At 63.3% G+C, this 18936-nt stretch carries 16 protein-coding genes and 1 pseudogene; 12 read left to right on the forward strand and 5 right to left on the reverse strand.

Features of this window, described 5'->3' with window-relative positions; genetic code table 11:
• Positions 1-56: 56 nt before the first annotated feature.
• From NKH19_RS07510 to NKH19_RS07530, 5 genes and pseudogenes are all read left to right on the forward strand, one after another.
• A complete protein-coding gene (locus NKH19_RS07510) occupies positions 57-3923 on the forward strand; it encodes a hydantoinase B/oxoprolinase family protein (protein WP_352865357.1) in 3867 nt (1288 codons plus the stop codon).
• Positions 3924-4004: 81 nt separating this feature from the next.
• Positions 4005-5252: a BtaA family protein gene (locus tag NKH19_RS07515; RefSeq protein ID WP_352865359.1), complete on the forward strand. Its 1248-nt coding sequence runs from the start codon at positions 4005-4007 to the stop codon at positions 5250-5252.
• Positions 5249-5932, forward strand: coding sequence for a class I SAM-dependent methyltransferase (locus NKH19_RS07520; RefSeq protein ID WP_352865361.1), 684 nt, complete (start codon positions 5249-5251; stop codon positions 5930-5932). Before NKH19_RS07515 ends, NKH19_RS07520 begins: the two co-directional genes overlap by 4 nt.
• 110 nt (positions 5933-6042) lie before the next feature.
• Positions 6043-6329, forward strand: a pseudogene (locus NKH19_RS07525) (type II toxin-antitoxin system RelE/ParE family toxin).
• Positions 6330-6337: 8 nt separating this feature from the next.
• Positions 6338-6646 (forward strand): HigA family addiction module antitoxin, encoded by a 309-nt coding sequence (locus tag NKH19_RS07530; RefSeq protein WP_352865363.1) that lies wholly within the window; start codon positions 6338-6340, stop codon positions 6644-6646.
• A 22-nt stretch (positions 6647-6668) separates the two neighbouring features.
• On the opposite strand, the gene NKH19_RS07535 is transcribed toward NKH19_RS07530, so the two are convergent.
• Positions 6669-8048: a serine hydrolase domain-containing protein gene (locus tag NKH19_RS07535; protein ID WP_352865365.1), complete on the reverse strand. Its 1380-nt coding sequence runs from the start codon at positions 8046-8048 to the stop codon at positions 6669-6671.
• A 230-nt stretch (positions 8049-8278) separates the two neighbouring features.
• Between NKH19_RS07535 and NKH19_RS07540 the strand changes: the two genes are divergently transcribed.
• Both NKH19_RS07540 and NKH19_RS07545 read left to right on the forward strand, forming a co-directional pair.
• Positions 8279-9079, forward strand: a complete 801-nt coding sequence (locus tag NKH19_RS07540) for a glycoside hydrolase family 25 protein (protein ID WP_352865368.1) — start codon at positions 8279-8281, stop codon at positions 9077-9079.
• Between the two features lie 246 nt (positions 9080-9325).
• Positions 9326-10504 (forward strand): lytic murein transglycosylase, encoded by a 1179-nt coding sequence (locus tag NKH19_RS07545; protein WP_352865371.1) that lies wholly within the window; start codon positions 9326-9328, stop codon positions 10502-10504.
• An 87-nt stretch (positions 10505-10591) separates the two neighbouring features.
• On the opposite strand, the gene NKH19_RS07550 is transcribed toward NKH19_RS07545, so the two are convergent.
• Positions 10592-11812, reverse strand: coding sequence for an alanine racemase (locus tag NKH19_RS07550; protein WP_352865374.1), 1221 nt, complete (start codon positions 11810-11812; stop codon positions 10592-10594).
• Between the two features lie 210 nt (positions 11813-12022).
• Here NKH19_RS07550 and NKH19_RS07555 point away from each other — a divergent pair, with 210 nt between their 5' ends.
• Positions 12023-12940 carry a DMT family transporter gene (locus NKH19_RS07555; RefSeq protein ID WP_352982080.1) on the forward strand — a complete coding sequence of 306 codons (918 nt, stop codon included), beginning with the start codon at positions 12023-12025 and terminating at the stop codon, positions 12938-12940.
• Between the two features lie 443 nt (positions 12941-13383).
• Here the strand turns inward: NKH19_RS07555 and metF are convergent, their stop codons facing one another.
• Together metF and NKH19_RS07565 are read right to left on the reverse strand one after the other, a co-directional pair.
• Positions 13384-14301, reverse strand: a complete 918-nt coding sequence (gene metF / locus NKH19_RS07560; RefSeq protein ID WP_352967340.1) for a methylenetetrahydrofolate reductase [NAD(P)H] — start codon at positions 14299-14301, stop codon at positions 13384-13386.
• Positions 14301-15308: an ArsR/SmtB family transcription factor gene (locus NKH19_RS07565; protein WP_352865383.1), complete on the reverse strand. Its 1008-nt coding sequence runs from the start codon at positions 15306-15308 to the stop codon at positions 14301-14303. The genes metF and NKH19_RS07565 overlap by 1 nt, the downstream gene beginning before the upstream one ends.
• Positions 15309-15484: 176 nt before the next feature.
• On the opposite strand from NKH19_RS07565, the gene tsaA reads away from it, so the two are divergent.
• Together tsaA and NKH19_RS07575 are read left to right on the forward strand one after the other, a co-directional pair.
• On the forward strand, positions 15485-16024 hold the full coding sequence (tsaA, locus tag NKH19_RS07570; RefSeq protein WP_352865386.1) for a tRNA (N6-threonylcarbamoyladenosine(37)-N6)-methyltransferase TrmO: 540 nt from the start codon (positions 15485-15487) through the stop codon (positions 16022-16024).
• Positions 16021-16332, forward strand: a complete 312-nt coding sequence (locus NKH19_RS07575; RefSeq protein ID WP_352865389.1) for a DUF2293 domain-containing protein — start codon at positions 16021-16023, stop codon at positions 16330-16332. The genes tsaA and NKH19_RS07575 overlap by 4 nt, the downstream gene beginning before the upstream one ends.
• A 7-nt stretch (positions 16333-16339) precedes the next feature.
• Here the strand turns inward: NKH19_RS07575 and NKH19_RS07580 are convergent, their stop codons facing one another.
• Positions 16340-16837 carry a hypothetical protein gene (locus NKH19_RS07580; protein WP_352865392.1) on the reverse strand — a complete coding sequence of 166 codons (498 nt, stop codon included), beginning with the start codon at positions 16835-16837 and terminating at the stop codon, positions 16340-16342.
• 157 nt (positions 16838-16994) lie between these two features.
• Between NKH19_RS07580 and NKH19_RS07585 the strand changes: the two genes are divergently transcribed.
• Both NKH19_RS07585 and NKH19_RS07590 read left to right on the forward strand, forming a co-directional pair.
• Positions 16995-17948: a D-amino acid aminotransferase gene (locus tag NKH19_RS07585; protein WP_352865395.1), complete on the forward strand. Its 954-nt coding sequence runs from the start codon at positions 16995-16997 to the stop codon at positions 17946-17948.
• A gap of 132 nt (positions 17949-18080) precedes the next feature.
• A complete protein-coding gene (locus NKH19_RS07590) occupies positions 18081-18926 on the forward strand; it encodes an SDR family oxidoreductase (RefSeq protein WP_352865398.1) in 846 nt (281 codons plus the stop codon).
• Positions 18927-18936: the final 10 nt, after the last annotated feature.

Below are 18936 nucleotides of genomic sequence, written 5' to 3' on the forward strand. Positions count from 1 at the left end.
GCGAACTAACAGAATGTGCTGAACCACGGATCGAGCAGAAAAGTGCCAGGGCTGTCATGACTGAAAAATGGGATTTCTGGATCGACCGCGGCGGCACGTTCACCGATGTCATCGGCCGCGACCCGCAAGGCGGCCTGCATCCCCGCAAGCTTCTCTCCGAAAATCCCGAGGCCTATACCGATGCCGCCATCCAGGGCATTCGCGACCTTCTCGGCCTGTCCTCCGGCGACGCGATTCCGCCCGGTCTGATCGGCGACATCAAGATGGGCACCACGGTCGCCACCAATGCGCTGCTGGAGCGCAAGGGCGACCGCGTGCTTTTGCTCATCACCAAGGGTTTTCGCGATGCGCTGAAGATCGCCTATCAGGCGCGCCCGGACATCTTCGCCAAGGAGATCATCCTTCCCGAACAGCTCTACGAGCGCGCCATCGAGGTCAACGAGCGTGTGCGCGCCGATGGCCGCGTCGAACAATTGCTCGACATCGGCGCCTGCCGGCCGGCGATCGAACAGGCGAAAGCCGATGGCATCGATGCCGTGGCTATTGTCTTCATGCATGCCTGGAAATATCCCGACCACGAGAAGGCGGTGGCAAAAGTCTGCCGCAAACTTGGTTTCGCCCAGGTCTCGGTCAGCCATGAGGTCTCGCCGCTGATCAAGCTGGTCGGCCGCGGTGACACCACGGTGGTCGACGCCTATCTGTCGCCGATCCTGTCGAGATATGTACGGAGGGTGGCGGGAGAGTTGGGCGCGGCGCCAATCTCCCCCCTTGTGGGGGAGATGTCGGCGAAGCCGACAGAGGGGGGCGCTGTCCCGCCGACGCCTCGTTCTGTCACGCCCCCCTCTGCCCTGCCGGGCATCTCCCCCACAAGGGGGGAGATCAGCCAATCCCCCCGCCTCATGTTCATGATGTCGTCCGGCGGGCTGACCGCCGCCGACATGTTCCAGGGCAAGGACGCGCTGCTCTCGGGCCCGGCCGGCGGCGTCGTCGGCATGGTCGAGACAGCCAGGCTCGCCGGTTTCGGCAAGGTCATCGGCTTCGACATGGGCGGCACCTCCACCGACGTCGCCCATTATGACGGCGAGTATGAGCGCGCCTTCGACACCGAGGTCGCCGGAGTGCGCATCCGCGCGCCGATGATGCGCATCCACACCGTCGCCGCCGGTGGCGGCTCGATCCTGCATTACGAGGCCGGCCGCTTCCGTGCCGGACCTGACTCGGCTGGCGCCAATCCCGGCCCGGCCGCCTACCGGCGCGGCGGCCCGCTCGCCGTCACCGACGCCAATGTCATGCTGGGCAAGCTGCAGCCCGATTTCTTCCCGGCCATCTTCGGACCCGGCCAGGACCAGCCGCTCGATGTCGAGACGGTGCAGGCAAAATTCGCCATGCTGGCCGCCGAAATCGGCGATGGCCGTACGCCCGAGGCGGTCGCCGAAGGGTTCGTCACCATTGCCGTTGAGAACATGGCTAACGCCATCAAGAAGATTTCCGTCCAGCGCGGCTACGACGTCACCGAATATCTCCTGAACTGCTTCGGTGGCGCAGGCGGCCAGCACGCTTGCCTGGTCGCTGACGCGCTCGGCATGGAGGCGGTGCTGATCCACCCCTTCTCCGGCCTGCTGTCGGCCTACGGCATTGGCCTGTCCTCGGTTTTTGCCTCGCGCCAGCAGGCGCTGCTGAAGCCGCTTGCCGAAGAGTCCAGAACGGAGATCGGCAACCTCATTGCCACCTTGAAAAAAGCCGTCATCGCCGAACTCGCGGCACAAGGCATCGCCGAGGATACGGTTGCCGCGAAGCCCGTGCTGCATATTCGTTATGACGGCACCGACACGACACTGCCGGTGAATTTCGGGGAAGACTCGATTTTCCAGGCCAAGCGCGATTTCGAAATCGCCCACAAGGCGCAGTTCGGTTTCGTCTATGACGACAAGCCGATGATCGTCGAGATCGTCGGCGTCGAAGGCACCGATACCGGCGGCACTGGCCGCGACGAGAGTGAATCGCAAACCGAAAACCTTGCCGTAAGCCCTTCGCAGACCCGCGAAATCTTCACCGAGGGTGAGTGGCGTGCTTCAGGCATCTTCCGCCGCGAGGCGCTGAGGCCGGGAAATACGGTTGCAGGTCCTGCCTTGATCATCGAACCGAACCAGACGATCGTCATCGAGCCGGGCTGGCACGCTGAAATCACCCCCAGGAACCATGTGCTCCTGCGCCGCGTCGAGAAAAAGCGCCGGCAGGCAGCGCTCGGCACCGAAGCCGACCCGGTCATGCTGGAGGTCTTCAACAACCTGTTCATGTCGATCGCCGAACAGATGGGCGTGACGCTGCAGAACACCGCCTACTCCGTCAACATCAAGGAAAGGCTGGATTTCTCCTGCGCCGTCTTCGACCGCACCGGTGCGCTGGTCGCCAATGCGCCGCACATGCCGGTGCATCTCGGATCGATGGACCGTTCGGTCGAAACCATCATCCGGCTGAATTCCGGCGACATCCACCCCGGCGACGTCTTTGCCCTCAACGCGCCCTACAATGGCGGCACGCACCTGCCCGACATCACTGTCGTGACGCCGGTGTTTTCCCTCCCCCTCGAGGGGAGGGTGGCCGCGCAGCGGCCGGGTGGGGTCCTCTCAGAAGGCACTGCCAGAACGTCGAGCACTGCCGCACCGACCCCCTCCGCCGCCTTCGCCGCCACCTCCCCATCAAGGGGGGAGGAAATCCTCTTCTGGGCCGCCTCGCGCGGCCATCATGCGGACATCGGCGGCACGGCACCCGGTTCGATGACGCCGCTTGCCACCACCGTCGACGAGGAAGGCGTGCTGTTCGACAATTTCCGCATCGTCGATCGTGGCCGCTTCCGCGAGAGGGAGCTGGAGACGCTGCTCACCGACCATCCTTACCCGGCCCGCAATCCGCACCAGAACATCGCCGACCTCAAGGCGCAGATTGCCGCCAACGAGAAGGGTGTCGCCGAACTGCGCAAGATGGTCGCGCATTTCGGCCTCGATGTCGTGGAGGCCTATATGGGCCATGTCCAGGACAATGCCGCCGAAAGTGTGCGCCGCGTGCTGGAGCGGCTGCCAGACAGTTCGCAGTACGAATACCCGACCGACACCGGACAGATCATCAAGGTCAAGATCACGGTCGACCGGAAAAAGCGCGAGGCGACCGTGGACTTCACCGGCACGTCGCCGGTCATGAAGAACAATTTCAACGCGCCCGAGCCGGTCGCCCGCGCGGCCGTGCTCTATGCCTTCCGCGTCATGGTCGAGGACATGATCCCGATGAATGCCGGGTGTCTGCGGCCAATCAACATCATCATTCCCGATGGCTGCATGCTGAAACCCGCCTACCCCGCCGCCGTCGTCGCTGGCAATGTCGAGACCTCGCAGCACGTCACCAACGCGCTGTTCGGCGCCATGGGCGCCATGGCCAACGCGCAAGGCACGATGAACAACCTGACCTTCGGCAACAAGACGTACCAATATTACGAGACGATCTGCTCCGGCTCGCCGGCCGGCCAGATGAACTCCGGCCGCGGCTTTGCCGGCACCTCCGGGGTCCACACCCACATGACCAATTCGCGCCTCACCGATCCCGAAGTGCTGGAGCTGCGCTTTCCCGTGCTGCTCGAGGATTTCCACATTCGGGAAGGTTCCGGCGGCAAGGGCAAATGGAACGCTGGCGACGGCACCAAGCGCACCATCCGCTTCCTCGAAAAGATGGAATGCGCGATCCTGTCGTCGCACCGCAACCGTCCGCCGCAAGGCCTGGACGGAGGCGGCGACGGCGAGGTCGGCTCGACCAAGGTCCGCCGCAAGGACGGAACCATTGAAGTCCTCAAGGCCTGCGACCAGACCGTGCTTCAGCCGGGTGAAGCCGTCATCCTGACGACGCCGACGCCGGGCGGATTTGGCAAGCCGTAAGCAGGCATCAACAGGCTGTCACCGGCCTGTCATCACCCTGGGTTACCCGCTTGCGGCAAAGCAAATGGGGAATCATCTTCCATGACGGACGTCTCCGCAGATCTGGTTTTTCGCCGCGGCAAGGAAGTTGGAAAGGCCGTCTACCAGAACCGTCCGCTGTCGAAGGCAGGCATTTCGGAGCGGTTGTTCGCCTTCCTGTTTTCCGGCCTCGTCTATCCGCAGATCTGGGAAGACCCCGACGTCGATATGGAGGCGATGCAGCTTGACCAGGGTCACCGGGTCGTCACCATCGCCTCGGGCGGCTGCAACATCCTGGCCTACCTCACCCGCTCACCGGCACGGGTCGATGCCGTCGACCTCAACACCGCCCACATCGCGCTGAACCGCATGAAGCTGGAGGCGGTGCGTCATTTGCCTTCGCAGGGCGATCTGTTCCGCTTCTTCGGCGCCGCCGACACCAGCCACAACTCGCAAGCCTACGACCGTTTCATCGCGCCGCATCTCGACCCGGTCAGCCGACACTACTGGGAGCGCCGCAACTGGCGCGGCATCAGGCGCATCGCCGTCTTCGACGGCAATTTCTACCAGACCGGCCTGCTTGGCCTGTTCATCGCCATGGGCCATCGCACGGCAAAGTTCTTCGGCGTCGACCCAGCGGGTATCATGCAGGCTCGCGATATCGGCGAGCAGCGTCGCTTCTTCCATGAGGAGTTGGCGCCGGTCTTCGACAGGAAGCTCTTGAAATGGGCGACGTCGCGCAAGGCCTCGCTGTTCGGCCTCGGCATTCCGCCGGCGCAGTACGATTCGCTGATCACCTCGGGCGACGGCACGATGGCCAGCGTGCTGAAAGCCCGGCTGGAAAAGCTCGCTTGCGATTTTCCGCTGCGGAACAACTACTTCGCCTGGCAGGCCTTCGCCCGGCGCTATCCGAACCCCGGCGAGGCCGCCCTGCCCGCCTATCTCGAAAAGCAGAACTACGAGGCCATCCGCGGCAATGTCGACCGCGTCGCCATCCACCATGCCAATTTGATCGAATTCCTCGCCGGCAAGGATGCGGGCGCGGTCGACCGATTCATCCTGCTCGATGCGCAGGACTGGATGACCGATGAACAGCTTAACGCACTGTGGGCGGAAATCACGCGCACCGCGTCGGCCGGCGCCCGCGTCATCTTCCGCACCGCCGCCGAGCCCAGCCTGCTGCCCGGCCGGGTCTCCAGTTCGCTGCTTGACCAGTGGGCCTATCAGGACGAGGCGTCGCGGGAATTCTCGGCCCGCGACCGCTCGGCCATCTATGGCGGCTTCCACCTCTATGTGAAGCGCGCGGCATGAGCACGAGCGAGCTGCCGGCCAGCCCCGAATTTAAGGCAAACCATGCCGAATTGATGGACGGCGTCTACCGCTGGCAGCGCCACATCTACGACCTGACCCGCAAATACTACCTGCTCGGCCGCGACCGGCTGATCGCGGAGCTTGATGTGCCGGCCGGCGGCACCGTGCTTGAACTCGGCTGCGGCACCGGCCGCAACATCATCCAGGCCGCGCGCCGCTATCCCGACGCGCGCTTCTTCGGCCTCGATATCTCTGCCGAAATGCTGGAGACGGCGCGCGCCGCAATGACGCGCGATGGCCTGTCCGGCCGCGTCCTGCTGGCAAGGGGCGACGCCACCGACTTCGATGCGAAGGCACTCTTCGGCATCGAACGGTTCGACCGCATCTTCGTGTCCTACTCGCTGTCGATGATCCCCGGCTGGGAAAAGACGGTATCGGCGGCACTTGCCGCGCTGTCACCGACCGGTTCGCTGCACATTGTCGATTTCGGCCAGCAGGAAGGCCTGCCACCCTGGTTCCGGGCCTTGCTGCGCGGCTGGCTCAAAAAATTCCACGTCGCGCCGCGTGAATCGCTGCGCGAGATCCTGGATTCGGAATCTCGGCGAACCAGCGCAAGCTTCCGTTTCCGCACGCTTTATCGCGGTTATGCCTGGCTGGCGGTTATCAAGATCGCCATCTGAATATTGCCGTGGCAAGCGCATGCAAGGGCGAGGCAGCCGCGATCAGTCGGATCTACATTGCCAGATGACCCCGAGAACGGTACATTATCTCACATGCATGGAAACATGTGATGATCGTCGGTTTTAGGGATGAATGGCTGCGGGCCTTCTTCGTGGAAGACACCCACTCTCGCAACATTCCGTCCGATCTCGAAAGCCGTTTGTTCCGCAAGCTCCAGATGATTGACGACGCGATGATCGATCAGGATTTGCGTGTGCCGCCCAGCAACCATTTCGAGAAGCTGCGCGGCAATCTCGAAGGCTTCCATTCAATACGCGTCAACAAGCAATGGCGGCTGGTCTTCCGCTGGGACGGCGGCCGCCGGACATCTATCTCGACGACCACAGCCGTAGGTGAGGTGAGACATGTTGATGACCGCACGCAAGCCAGTAACGGTTGGCGAAATTCTCACGGAAGAATTCATGCAGCCGCTTGGCCTGACGCAGGCGGCTTTGGCCGAGGCGATGGGGGTCCAGCGCAAGCATGTGAACGAATTGTGCAACGACCGCCGCAACATGACGGCCGCCACCGCGCTCATTCTGGCGCGGGTATTCGGCAACAGCCCGGACTTCTGGTTGAACGTCCAGCGCCGCAGCGATCTTTGGCAGGTCATGAACTCACCCGACGAGCGGGCGCGGGTTGATCGCGCCAAGCCTTTGGCGACAGCTGCATAGCAAGAGTTGCGGTGCGCTAGTTCTAATGCAGCGCCTTCACCAGCGCGCCCACCATCGTCTGCGGCCGGTAGCCGAGCTTGGCCGGCGTCAGCCCCAGCCGCACGACCACCAGTTGCTCCGAGGGAATGATGGCGACCGTCTGCCCGTCATGACCTTCCATCCAATAGGTGTCCTTGGGCAGTCCGGCGGCAACGCCGGCGCCGGGGTTTTCCTCATCGCCCGGGGCCTCGATCCACACCTGGCCCTTGCCGTAGACTTTCGACGCCGATGCCGGCTCCCGCATCCAGTCGACGAAGCCGGCAGGCAGGATTTGGTTGCCGTTCCACACCCCGCTTTGCAGCAGGAACTGACCGAAGCGCGCCCAGTCATGCGCGGTTGCGTAGAGATAGGACGAGCCGACGAAGGTGCCCTGCTCGTCGGTCTCGAGCACCGCGCTGTGCATGCCGAGCGGCTCGAACAGCGCCGTGCGAGGCCAGGTCAGCGCCTTGGCCTTGTCGCCGATCGCTTCCTGCCAGAGGCGCGACAGCATCACCGCCGTGCCGCTCGAATAGGAAAACAATTTGCCGACCTCGGCCGCCAGCGGCTTTGATTCGGCAAAGCCCGCCATGTCAGGCTCGAGATAGAGCATGCGCGTGACGTCGGCGACGTCGCCATAATCCTCATTGAACTCCAGCCCGCTCGACATCGCCATCATGTCGGCAAGGCTGATGGCACTGCGGCCGTCCGCCTTCCACGGCCCGAACAGTCCCTTGTCGGTAAAGGTCATCTTGCCGTCCTTGACCAGCGTGCCGACGATGGCGGCGTTCACCGTCTTGGTCATCGACCATCCGAGCAGCGGCGTCTTGGCGGAAAAGCCGTCGCCATAGCGCTCGGCGATGACACGACCGTTCTTGACCACCACCACCGCACGCATCCCAGGGCCGGTCAGTGCCGCATCGTCCAGCAACTCAGCAATCAGCGGGTCCTGTGATGCCTCGATCCGCTCACCTTCCGGCCACAGCGCATCCTGGCTGACCGCCGAGGGCTCCGCATGGATTGCCGTCCGCCGAACCTTGCCGACGTCGCCGTCGGGGACCGAAGCGCAGCCCAGCCCATCACGGGCGACGGCGACGCTCTTGCCGAGGAAACCAAGCAAGCCCGCGGAGACCGTTCCCCTGTTCTTGTCCACCGAGACCCGCATCAGCCGCAGCAGCGGGTGCCCTGGCGCCTGCACATCGACGGCTAGCACCTCATTGGCGTCACGACCGGCGATGAAGACGTTCGAACAGACGATCTTGGCCGAGTAGCCAGAGCCGACGCGGATCAATTCCGGCGGCGCGATATAAAGCCAGGCAAAAAGCGCTGCGATCGCCAGCACGATCAGGCCAAGCAGCCCTTTGACGATCTTGACAACGATCCGCATTTCTTTTCTTTTCCTCCAAGGCCCTGCCCGACTGTTGTCATCGATTTGCCGCCATTGCTTTCGCAAATCATGGTGCTTGTCGAGCGCCGTCAACGGATTATCAACCATGATCGGCGATCACAGGATAGGTTGGGGCGATGCTGTGGGGCGATCGCTCGGAGAGGCCAGTCGAGGGGGCCACCCGCAACAAGACCCATCAGCGACCGGCTGAATCCGGCTCGGGAGTTGCGATGCGCCGTCTTGCGGTCTTTTTCATACTGACGCTGCTTGGCGCCTGTTCGACCATTGACGACCTCTCGCCGCTGTCGCCGTCCGCGTCGAACAGCCTGGCGGTCGCCGTGCGCGCGCCGCGCTTTGCCGATTCCAAGCCGCATGAATGGGAAAGCGGCGCGCCGTGGAGCTACGCGATCCACGGCACCGATGTCTCCAAATACCAGACCTCGGTCGACTGGCCGGCAGCAAGGGCCGGCGGCATCTCCTTCGCCTTCATCAAGGCGACCGAAGGCGGTGACCGTTTCGACGAGTATTTCAATGAGCATTGGGCGCGCACGAAGGCCAACGGGATTCCGCGAGCCGCCTATCACTTCTACTATTTCTGCACCCCGGCTGCCGTGCAGGCGCGCTGGTTCATCCGCAACGTCCCCGTCGATCGCTCGGCAATGCCGCCGGTTCTCGACATGGAATGGAACCCGCAATCGCCGACCTGCAGGCTGCGTCCCGACGCGGCCACCGTGCGCGCGGAGATGAGCACCTTCCTCGAAATCGTCGAACGGCACTACGGCAAGAAGCCGATCATCTACACCTCGGTCGACTTCTTCGAGGACAACGAGCTGTCGGGCTTCCGCGGCTATCCCTATTGGCTGCGCTCCGTCGCCGGCCATCCGCGCGAAAAGTATGGCAGTCACCCTTTCACCTTCTGGCAGTACACCGGAACCGGCATCGTTCCGGGCATGACCGGCAAGTCCGACATCAACGTCTTCAACGGCAGCGAAGCCGCCTGGAACAAGTGGCTGCGGCAAAACACCCGTTGACACCGGGTTCAACGGCAGCGAAGTCGGCTGCAACAAGAGGCTAGGGCAGAAGAACCGTTGACACCGGGTTCAACGGCAGCGAAGTCGGCTGCAACAAGAGGCTAGGGCAGAAGAACCGTTGACACCGGGGCTGCCGCCTGCTTTCGACACTGCCTGCGGTAAAGAGTGCAACCGCCGGTAATTCAGGGCGTTGGGCTTCCCGGCGAAGCACGACAAAATGCCCCCATTCGTTTCGAAAGGAAGCTGATGCGACTGCGTTCTCGAGCCCTCGCTGCGCTGATCCTGTGCGCCACGGCCTTGCCGGCGATGGCGCAGGAATGCGGCGGCGACTTCGAAGCCTGGAAGCAGGGCGTGGCAGTGGAAGCCAAGGCGGCTGGCGTCGGCCCCGTCGGTCTCGACGCACTGGAGGACGCCACCATAGACGAGAAGGTTCTGGCACGCGACCGCGCCCAGGGCGTCTTCACCCAGACCTTCATCGAATTCTCCAACCGCATGATCTCGGCCTACCGGCTGAAGCAAGGTGCGGCGAACCTGACGAAATACGCCGATGTCTTCGCCCGCGCCGATCAGCAGTTCGGCGTCCAGGCGCCGATCATCGCCGCCTTCTGGGCGCTGGAGACCGATTTCGGCGCCGTGCAGGGCGATTTCCACACGCTGAGCGCCCTGGTGACGCTTTCCCATGATTGCCGCCGCCCGCAACTGTTCCGGCCTCAGTTGATACCGCTTCTGCAATTGATCGATCGCGGCGTGGTGCCGGCCGACGTAAGGGGTGCCTGGGCCGGCGAGATCGGCCAAACGCAGATCCTGCCTTCCGACTATCTGGCGCGCGGCGTCGACGGCGATGGCGATGGCAAGGTGGACCTGCGCGGCAGCGTGCCGGACGTGATCATGACCACCGCCAACAAGGTGCTGTCGCGGGGCTGGAAACGCGACGAACCCTGGATCCAGGAAGTCCGCGTGCCCGAAGACATGCCGTGGGACCAGACCGGCCGCACCAACAAGCTGCCGCTATCGCAATGGGCCCAATGGGGCGTCACCAACCCCGACGGTACGCCGCTCATCGACAACGGCCTCAAGGCCGGCCTGGCGCTGCCCATGGGCCGCAAGGGCCCGGCCTTCCTCGCCTATGACAATTTCGACGTCTATCTCGAGTGGAACCAGTCCTTCACCTATGCGCTGACCGCGGCAAATCTCGCCGCACGGCTGGGCGGGGCAAAGCAATTCGACCCGCGCCATCCCGAAACTGGTCTCGACAACGAGCAGATGAAGGCCTTGCAGACAAAGCTCGAAGCCAGGGGCTACGACGTCGGCACCGTCGACGGCATTCTCGGCACCAACACCCGCGAAGCGATCCGCAAGGAGCAGATGCGGCTTGGCCTGCCCGTGGATGGCTGGCCGACGCCGGATCTGCTGGGGAAATTGTAGGCAGTAGGCAGTAGGCAGTAGAAAATTACTCCGAAAGCAGTGACTGCCGCCCCTATTCCCTATTCCCTATTCCCTATTCCCTATTCCCTAATCCGCCATCGTCTCCAGACTCGCGAACCCCTGCGGCACGTCGCCCTCGTCGAAGGGCGTCGTCACCTCGACGAAGGTGTCTGGGTAAAAGCCGTTGAAGCGGGTCCTCAGCGACAGCGAATAGGCGCCGATATGGCCGATCTCGATCCAGTCGCCGGTGTCGACCGTCTCCGGCAGCCAGAAGGGCCGCGACAGGATGTCGACGGAATCGCAGGTCGCCCCGCACACCTTGAACGGCACGATGTTCTTTTCCTCGCCATTGCGCGAGCGGATCGCCGGGTCGGGGATGAAACGCGCCGGCAGCGTGATCTTGCCGGTCCATGAGTCCGACAGCGATGCCCAGATGCCGTCATTGATGTAGAGCCGTTTGCCCTTGCGCAGCAGCACGCGCACGATCAGCGACAGGCAGCGCGCCACGATCACCCTGCCCGGCTCGGCCACCAATGGCATCTGATCGAATTGGTACTCCTTGAGATCGCCCGACAGTCGCGACATGATCTGGCCGAGCGACGGCATCTCGATCTGCTTGCGGTTCGGGTCATGGCCGTATTCGGCGGGAAAGCCGCCGCCGACATCGAGCCCGGCAATATCGAAGGTCAGCCGGTTGCGCACCCAGTCGGCCGACGCTAGCGCCCGCTCATAGGTGTCGGGATCCTCGATCTGGCTGCCGACATGGAAACACAGACCAACCTTGTAGCCGGTGCGGTTCAGCCGCTCGGCGAGTTCGACGGCATAGGCCGGCCCGGCGCCGAACTTCTTCGACAGTTCGTAGGCGGCAAGCCCCTTGGTCTGCACCCGCACGAAGACGCTGATCGAGCCCGGATCGACGTCGAGCGCCCGCACCACGCGGGTCAGCTTGGTGATCTCGTCCTCATGGTCGAGCGAAATGACGCGAATGCCGTACTTCTCCAGCGCCAGCTTGATGTCCGACTGCGCCTTGACCGGGTGCATGTAGAGCATCTCGGCATCGGCGGACACCGCGCGCACGGCGGCGAACTCCCCCGGCGAAGCCACGTCGAAAGCCTTGACGCCGGCCTCCACCAGGGTCTTCAGCACGATCTGCTCGCCGTTGGTCTTGACCGCATAGGCGGTCTTGCCGGGGAACATGCCCATGAACTGTTTGGCATCGGCCATCAACACCCGCGGGCGGAAGCAATAGACCGGATCGTCCGGACGAAGCGCCAGTGCCGCCTCGCGGGCATTTTCGAATCGCTGCATCGACGAATCCTTGACCTAGCCTGCGCACAATTAATCCAAGCTAGCGGCTAATGAAAACAATTCTGTGTCTCGCGGCCCTGACGCAGCGGCGCTAGGTCTTGGCATGAAGGCTCGACATCAATCAGGTTTCGGGTGGCCCTTGTGGCCCGACCCGATATGCGTTTCGCCTGACCGACTGGCATTCAGGCCGTCTGGGGGAGAACGATTCACATGGCGATAGCCGGGGCGACTGCATCACGCGGGCCGATGGTGCTCAAGGACTGGGGGCAGCTCCTGCTGCTCGGTGCGATCTGGGGCGGCTCGTTCTTCTTTGCCCGCATCGCGGTGGCGGAACTCCATCCGCTGGTGCTGGTGCTGTTTCGCGTCGCCATCGCGGCGGTCGCGCTGCATATCTATCTCGGCCTGCGTGGCCCCTCCTTCCGCCTCGCGCTTCCGCATGCCGGCCTGTTCTTCCTGCTGGCACTCACCAACAACGTCGTGCCCTTCTCGCTGATCTTCGCCGGCCAGACGGAGCTTGGCGCCGGCATCGCCTCGGTGCTCAACGCGACGACGCCGTTCTGGACATTGATCCTCGCCAATGCGCTGACATCGGACGAAAAGCTCTCCTGGAACAAGCTCGCCGGCATTGCGCTCGGCATCGCCGGCACGGCTGTCATGATCGGCCCCGGGCTGCTTGCAGGACTCGGCGGCCCGGTCTGGGCCAAATTCGCGCTGATCGGCGCTTCGCTGTCCTATGGCATCGCCCTGATGGTCGCTCGTCGCTTCAAGGGCGTGCCATCGCCGGTCATCGCCACCGGACAATTGACCGCCTCGACCATCATCATGATCCCGATCGTGCTCTTCACCTATGGTCCATCAGGCCTGTTCCTGGCCTCGCCGCCGGTCTGGGCCGCGGTGCTGGCGCTGGCGCTTTTGTCCACCGCCTTCGCCTACATCCTCTATTTCAACATCGTCGCTTCGGCCGGCGCCACCAACGCTTCGCTGGTCACGCTCATCGTGCCGGCCAGCGCCATGCTGCTCGGCTTCCTGTTCCTTGGCGAGCGGCTCGAACTGTTCGAAATCGGCGGCGTGGTGCTGATCGCCCTTGGCCTCATCACCATCGACGGGCGACTGTTCGGAAGACGTTAGCCGTGCGTCCAACTGGACGCGCCGCATCGCGAAAGTCGAATTCGGCTTTCGCGGGGGTAGCGCTGCCATGACACGACAGAGACACATCACCGCCATAATTTATTCACAGGCCCGAAGCCGGTTTTTGCCTAGGAGTTTCAATGCCTAACGGCAAAAGGCGGGTCGCAAATTTCACAATCACGTCGCAATGCAGCATATTTTCCGCTTGCCTGTGGCACAAATGAACCTAGACTCCTAGGCATAGCTCTTTAAGAGGAGGCTATGTCATGGGACTTACGAGGCCTATCAACGCATTGATGATCTGTGCTGCGTTCGCCTTTATCGGAGCGCTCATTATGGGCTTCCTTCCCTGACCGCCAAAGCGGGGAAGACCAGCACCCAAAAAATAGTCCAACCAATTCAAAAGGCCGGGTTTTTCCCGGCCTTTTGTTGTTGAGCCTGGCTCATGCGGCGGCTGATCCAGCGGCCGCCGCCTCATGCGAGCGGATGCCGATCATATGGCAGATGGCAAAGACCAGATCGGCCCGGTTCATCGTGTAGAAGTGGAAATCGCCGACACCGCGCTCGACCAGATCCATGACCTGCTCGGCGGCCACCGCCGACGCCACAAGCGCATGCGTCTGCGGGTCTCGGTCAAGGCCCTCGAACCGTTCCGCCAGCCAGCCGGGCACATGCGCGCCCGCCCTCGCGGAAAAGTTCGCGACTTGCTTGAAACTGTGAACCGGCTGGATGCCCGGCACGATGGGGATGTAGATGCCGGCGCGGCGGACGCGCTCGACATAGCGCTCGTAGAGATCATTGTCGAAGAAGAACTGAGTGATGGCGCGCGTCGCGCCATTGTCGACCTTGCGTTTCAGCATCTCGATGTCGGTGGCGAAATCGGGGCTCTGCGGATGCTTCTCCGGGTAAGCCGCGACGGAGATGTCGAAATCCGCGATCGACTTAAGCCCGGCGACCAGCTCCGCGCCATTCTCGTAGCCACCGGGGTGCGGGCGATAGGGTTCGCCGACGCCGGAGGCCGGGTCGCCGCGCAGCGCCACGAACCGGTTGATGCCGATTGACTTGTAATCCTGGATGACCGCGTCGACCTCTTCGCGCGTTGCACCGACGCAGGTCAGATGCGCCGCGGCAGGAATATCGGTCTCCGTCAGGATGCGCTTCACGGTGCGCGCGGTGCGCTCACGTGTCGAGCCGCCAGCGCCGTAGGTGACCGAGACGAATTTCGGCTTCAGCGGCTCCAGCCTTTTGACTGTGTCCCAAAGCTTGGCCTCCATGTCGTCGGTCTTCGGCGGGAAGAATTCGAAGGAAACCCTGACCTTGTCGCCGATGTCGGGGCGGCGGGAAAAGCGGAACTGGTTCATCAGGCGATTTCCCTTATCTGCTTGCTGTCGTTGGAAGGATCGGCGATCAGCAGGCGCCGGTCGCGGCCGAGCCAGAGTTTCACCGTGAGCCTGGCCTCGTTACCGCCGCGCGGCTCGAATTCCTGGCTATCTTCGAGATCGAGGCCGGCTTCCTCGAACCAGTCGGCGATCTGCCGGTCGGAAAAGCCGAGCCGCATATGCGCGTGCTCGTCGCGCAGGAATTCCAGCGTGTGCGGCGCGAAGTCGACGATGACCAGGCGCCCGGCCGGGCGCAAAAGCCGCGCCGCCTCATGGATGGCGCGGGCGGGATCGTCGAGATAGTGCAGCACCTGATGGATGGTGACGAGATCGAAGGCATCGCGCTCGACCGGCGGCGCGAAGATGTCGCCCTGCCGCACCTGCGCATTCGAAACGCCGGCCTTGTCGAGATTGGCGCGCGCCACGGTCAGCATCTCGCGCGACATGTCGATGCCGACACCGCGCCGGTAGAGCGGCGAGAAGATTTCGAGCAGCCGCCCGGTGCCGGTTCCGAGATCCAGCATGGACTGGAACGGCCGCTTGCCGACCAGCTTCAGCATTGCGGCTTCGACGGCGCGGTCCGGCACATGCAGCGAGCGGATATGGTCCCAACTCGCCGCATTCACGGAAAAATACTCGACCGCCCGGTCCTGCCGCTTGCGCTTGACCGAGGCCAGCCGCTCTAGATCGCGCACGACCTGCGGATCGGCACCGCGAATGCCGGAAACCAGCCCCATGACGAAGTCCCGCGCGGAATCCGCATCCGACAGGCGGAAGAAGGCCCAAGACCCTTCCTGGTAGCGGCCGATCAGCCCGGCTTCCAGCAAGAGCTTCAGGTGCCGCGAAACGCGCGGCTGCGACTGGCCGAGAATTTCGGTAAGGTCGGAAACGGTGAGGTCGCCGCGCGACAACAGTGCCAGTATACGCAGACGGCTGGATTCGGCGGCCGCCTTCAATGTATCCACCATGGTGTCGAGCGAGACATGCATCAGCGTATTCTCTTTGAAAAGATATAAACATATGTTTATGTCGATTTTGAAAACCTTGCAAGCGCTATGTCGCTTCCGGACAAGAAAATGGCGCTTGCGTGATTCTCGATGCATGTCGCTTAAAAGTGTGTCGCGGTTTTGAGATAGCGACATGCACCAACAAAAAGATGAGCAGAATGACCGGATCGCGTGAGATGTTCGAGGAACGCGAAGGCGAGCGTAGGCTGGAAAACGATCCGGCATCGATGCCGCCGGATGGCGGCATCGTCTTCATCGGCCGCATCGCCTCGCCATGGATAACGCGGGAGTCCTGCCCGAAGAACATGCGTGCCGCGCGCGAAACCGGACAGCCCGCGGTGCTGACCATCGACGCGCTTTATCGCGATGGCCTGCAAGGACTGGAGCGCGCCAGCCACGTCATCATCCTCTCTTGGCTGCATCACGCGCCGCGTGATCTGATTGTGCAGAAACCGCGCCATGCGGCTGAAGCGAGAGGCGTGTTTTCGCTGCGCTCCCCTGCCCGCCCGAACCCCATCGGGCTGCATATGGCCAGGCTCGTCGCACTCGACCAAAACACCGGCCGCATCGATCTCGACGCCATCGACGTGCTCGACGGCACGCCGGTCATCGACATCAAGCCTTATTTTGCCTCGACCGACGCCATATCGGAGGCGACCATCGAAGGGCGCGACGAGGCCAATCGGGTGCGGCGATGACGGCGCCTACCGGCCGACGCCGCGCCATCGCCAAGGCGCTGACGGCACTGCTGCCGCTGGCGCCCTATGCCGACATGGAGAAGATCCGCACAGACGCCGGCGCGGTCCACATGAAAACCTTGCCGCCGGGCATCGCTGTATGGCTGGCGACGATTGCCCATATCCGCCACATGCACACCGACTACGAGAAACTTCTGGCCGAAGGGTACGATCGCGACTCGGCGCGTTTCTTCGTCATCGAGCAGACCAACATCGTGCTCACGCGCTGGCGCGCGACACGCCTGCTCGACGCCGACGACGAGGAATGAACGGCCGCTACTGCCGCTTCAGGACGGCGACGGCATTGTAGGGCTGGCCGTCCGCCTGGCCAACCCACGTCCAGGACAGATTTCCCTTGAAGAACCTGACGGTGATGTCGCCGCCGTCGATGCATTTGTCCTGACCGTAGGTGATGCTCTCGTGGTATTCCGCCGACGTATCGTCCCTGGACGTCTGGGATAGGGATCCGCCGCAGCCGAGCGACGGATAGTCGATCGACGCGCCGCCATCCTCGATCGTCATGGAGATCGACCAGTCGGCCCCGGCATCGCCGGCCGGGCTCTGGTGGCCGCTGCCTACCCAGGTGCCGCTCAGCGACGGCACCGCGCAAGGCACATTCTGGAAGATCGGCGTCAATTCGCTGCCGGTTTTTTCGCAGCGATAGGTCTGGCCGCCCTGGCACAGTTCTTCACCCTCCCGCGCGCACTGGGCGCTGGCTTCGCCCGCGGCAGCGAACATCATCATGGCTGCCATGACGACCCCAACCTTGTCCATCTTCCCCTCCTGTTCGGAACCGGAATGGTAGGGCAATTCCAATCCAATGTATCGTTCAGATCATCACGGAGGCCGAACAGCGCCGAGCGGGTGGCTCTATGCCTTCTGGCCAGCACCGCTAGCCTGCTGACCTCGCCTTGCGCGACAGGGGGCTCCAATGAGGCAGACGATGGACGAGAAGCAACTGCCCGTGGTTGGCGTTCGCCACATCGACCCGCATTCCTACCCCGAGGGCGTCGCTTTCCTCGACGGCCAATACCTGCCGATGTCGCAAGCCAAGATCTCGGTGCTGGACTGGGGTTTTCTGCATTCCGACGCCACCTACGACACCGTGCATGTTTGGAACGGTCGCTTCTTCCGCCTCGATTTGCATCTCGACCGCTTCTTCGGCGGGCTGGAAAAGCTGCGCATGACGATCCCCTTCGACCGCGAAGGCGTGACCGAAATCCTGCACAATTGCGTGGCGCTGTCCGGCCATCGCGCCGCCTATGTCGAAATGCTGTGCACGCGCGGCGCCTCTCCCACCTTCAGCCGCGATCCGCGCCAGGCGGTCAACCGCTTCATGGCGTTCGCGGTGCCGTTCGGCTCGGTCGCCAATGCCGAGCAGTTGCGGCGCGGCCTGCGTGTCGCCATCAGCGACAAGGTGCGCATCCCGCCGGCCTCGATCGACCCGGCGATCAAGAACTACCACTGGCTCGATCTGGTGCGCGGTCTCTACGACGCCTACGACCGCGGCGCCGAGACCGCGTTGATCCTCGACTTCAACGGCAATGTCGCCGAAGGTCCGGGCTTCAACGTCTTCCGCGTCAAGGACGGCAAACTGTCGACCCCGGCCACAGGCGTTCTGCCCGGCATCACAAGGCGCACCGTCTTCGATCTCTGCGCTGAGGAAGGTCTTGTTGCCGCCCCGGCCGACGTCAGCGTCGCCGCGCTGCGTGACGCCGACGAGGTTTTCATCACCTCTACCGCCGGCGGCATCATGCCGGTGACGGAGATCGACGGCGCCCGGGTCGCGGACGGCAAGATCGGCGCGATCACCACCCGGCTGATGGCACTTTACTGGGAGAAGCACGACGACCCGGCATGGTCGTCTCAGGTGAATTATCCCTGATCGACCGGGCGTTTTGTTCAAAAAGATTTTCCTCTCCTCTGGAAAATCACGCGATAGACCGTATATGGGCGAAAGCGGAGATGCCTCCGCTTTTATCCGAAATCACGCCCGCAGGGGCAAGGACTCTACATCATGACAAACAAGGTTTGGTTCATCACCGGATCGTCGAAAGGCTTTGGCCGCGTCTGGGCCGAGGCCGCGCTCGCCCGTGGCGACCGCGTCGCGGCGACCGCCCGCGATGCCGGCACGCTCGCCGATCTCGTCGAGACATACGGCGACAAGATTGCCGCGATAAAGCTCGACGTCACCGACAAGAAAGCCGTCGATGCCGCTGTCGCCGAGGCGCACAAGCGCTTCGGCCGGCTCGACGTCGTCATCAACAATGCCGGCTACGGCCATTTCGGCGCCATCGAGGAGGTCAGCGAACAGGAAGCCCGCGACCAGATCGAAACCAATGTCTTCGGCGCCCTGTGGGTCACCCAGGCCGCACTGCCGATCATGCGGGCGCAGCGGTCCGGCCACATCATCCAGATCTCGTCGATCGGCGGCGTCAATGCCTTTGCCTCGCTCGGCCTCTACCACGCCTCGAAATGGGCGCTGGAAGCCTTCAGCCAGTCGCTGAGCATCGAGGTCGCGGAATTCGGCATCCATGTGACGCTGGTCGAACCCGGCGGTTTCTCCACCGACTGGGCCGGCCCGTCGGCCAAGGTCTCCCAACCGATCGAGGCCTACGCGCCCGCCCGCGCCAAGATGGCCGAGCGCCGCGCCAATTCGGTCGCCGGCGATCCCGAGGCCACCGGGCCGGCCATGCTGGCCATTGTCGACTCCGCCGAGCCGCCGCTCAGGGTGTTCTTGGGCGATGGCGGCCTGCCGATGATCAAACAGGAATACGCCAACCGCATCGCCACCTGGGAAAAGTGGGATGAGGTTTCCGTTATGGCGCAAGGCGCCAGGAAGAACCGCAAAGCTAACGCCTAGTGGGCCTGGG

The organism is Mesorhizobium sp. M1338 (assembly GCF_040318045.1).
Taxonomy (GTDB): domain Bacteria; phylum Pseudomonadota; class Alphaproteobacteria; order Rhizobiales; family Rhizobiaceae; genus Mesorhizobium.

Excerpts from the sequence above, each read along its gene's own strand:
- tsaA (WP_352865386.1), top strand. The coding sequence starts at position 15,485 with ATGACCGGATCGCGTGAGATGTTCGAGGAACGCGAAGGCGAGCGTAGG.
- NKH19_RS07585 (WP_352865395.1), top strand. The coding sequence starts at position 16,995 with ATGAGGCAGACGATGGACGAGAAGCAACTGCCCGTGGTTGGCGTTCGC.
- NKH19_RS07590 (WP_352865398.1), top strand. The coding sequence starts at position 18,081 with ATGACAAACAAGGTTTGGTTCATCACCGGATCGTCGAAAGGCTTTGGC.
- NKH19_RS07540 (WP_352865368.1), top strand. The coding sequence starts at position 8,279 with ATGCGCCGTCTTGCGGTCTTTTTCATACTGACGCTGCTTGGCGCCTGT.
- NKH19_RS07530 (WP_352865363.1), top strand. The coding sequence starts at position 6,338 with ATGTTGATGACCGCACGCAAGCCAGTAACGGTTGGCGAAATTCTCACG.
- NKH19_RS07580 (WP_352865392.1), bottom strand. The coding sequence starts at position 16,837 with ATGGACAAGGTTGGGGTCGTCATGGCAGCCATGATGATGTTCGCTGCC.
- metF (WP_352967340.1), bottom strand. The coding sequence starts at position 14,301 with ATGAACCAGTTCCGCTTTTCCCGCCGCCCCGACATCGGCGACAAGGTC.
- NKH19_RS07555 (WP_352982080.1), top strand. The coding sequence starts at position 12,023 with ATGGCGATAGCCGGGGCGACTGCATCACGCGGGCCGATGGTGCTCAAG.
- NKH19_RS07520 (WP_352865361.1), top strand. The coding sequence starts at position 5,249 with ATGAGCACGAGCGAGCTGCCGGCCAGCCCCGAATTTAAGGCAAACCAT.
- NKH19_RS07510 (WP_352865357.1), top strand. The coding sequence starts at position 57 with ATGACTGAAAAATGGGATTTCTGGATCGACCGCGGCGGCACGTTCACC.
- NKH19_RS07550 (WP_352865374.1), bottom strand. The coding sequence starts at position 11,812 with ATGCAGCGATTCGAAAATGCCCGCGAGGCGGCACTGGCGCTTCGTCCG.
- NKH19_RS07515 (WP_352865359.1), top strand. The coding sequence starts at position 4,005 with ATGACGGACGTCTCCGCAGATCTGGTTTTTCGCCGCGGCAAGGAAGTT.
- NKH19_RS07575 (WP_352865389.1), top strand. The coding sequence starts at position 16,021 with ATGACGGCGCCTACCGGCCGACGCCGCGCCATCGCCAAGGCGCTGACG.
- NKH19_RS07565 (WP_352865383.1), bottom strand. The coding sequence starts at position 15,308 with ATGCATGTCTCGCTCGACACCATGGTGGATACATTGAAGGCGGCCGCC.
- NKH19_RS07545 (WP_352865371.1), top strand. The coding sequence starts at position 9,326 with ATGCGACTGCGTTCTCGAGCCCTCGCTGCGCTGATCCTGTGCGCCACG.
- NKH19_RS07535 (WP_352865365.1), bottom strand. The coding sequence starts at position 8,048 with ATGCGGATCGTTGTCAAGATCGTCAAAGGGCTGCTTGGCCTGATCGTG.